Here is a 532-nt window from a genome sequence, read left to right as displayed (position 1 = left end):
GGCTCTTTGTCAACTGTAGTGGGTTGAATAAAAGCTAACATCTGGAGAGGACAATCGTTGTCCTCTCCATTTTTATATTCAGAGCGATGAAAATTCGTTTCTTAAAGTTGTCAAAGTTCCTAAAACCAAAAGCATTTCGCTTGATGAGTTTAATGAGATTATTAGTCGCTTCCAATTTAGCGTTGGAATAGGGCAATTGAAGGGCGTTGACAATTTTCTCTTTGTCCTTTAGAAATGTCTTAAAGACAGTCTGAAAAAGAGGATGAACCTGCTTCAGATTGTCCTCAATAAGTCCGAAAAATTTGTCAGCTTCTTTATTCTGGAAGTGAAAAAGCAAGAGTTGATAGAGATTATAGTAGTGTTTCAAGTCTTCTGAATAGCTTAAAAGCTTGTCTAGAATCTCTTTATTCGTTAAGTGCATGCGAAAAGTAGGGCGATAAAAACGTTTATCACTCAGTTTACGGCTATCTTGTTGGATGAGTTTCCAATAGCGCTTGATAACCTTGTATTCATGAGATTTTCGCTCAAATTG

At 36.5% G+C, this 532-nt stretch carries 1 protein-coding gene; it reads right to left on the bottom strand.

What is annotated here, in order from left to right:
• Positions 1-34 precede the first annotated feature (34 nt).
• A partial coding sequence (locus AB2B50_RS09680) for a transposase (RefSeq protein ID WP_320693333.1) occupies positions 35-532 on the bottom strand: 498 nt, incomplete at its 5' end.

Origin of the sequence: Streptococcus fermentans (assembly GCF_040888305.1) — a bacterium.
Classification (GTDB): Bacteria; Bacillota; Bacilli; order Lactobacillales; family Streptococcaceae; genus Streptococcus; species Streptococcus fermentans.
This window is presented reverse-complemented; position numbering and strand designations above follow the sequence as displayed.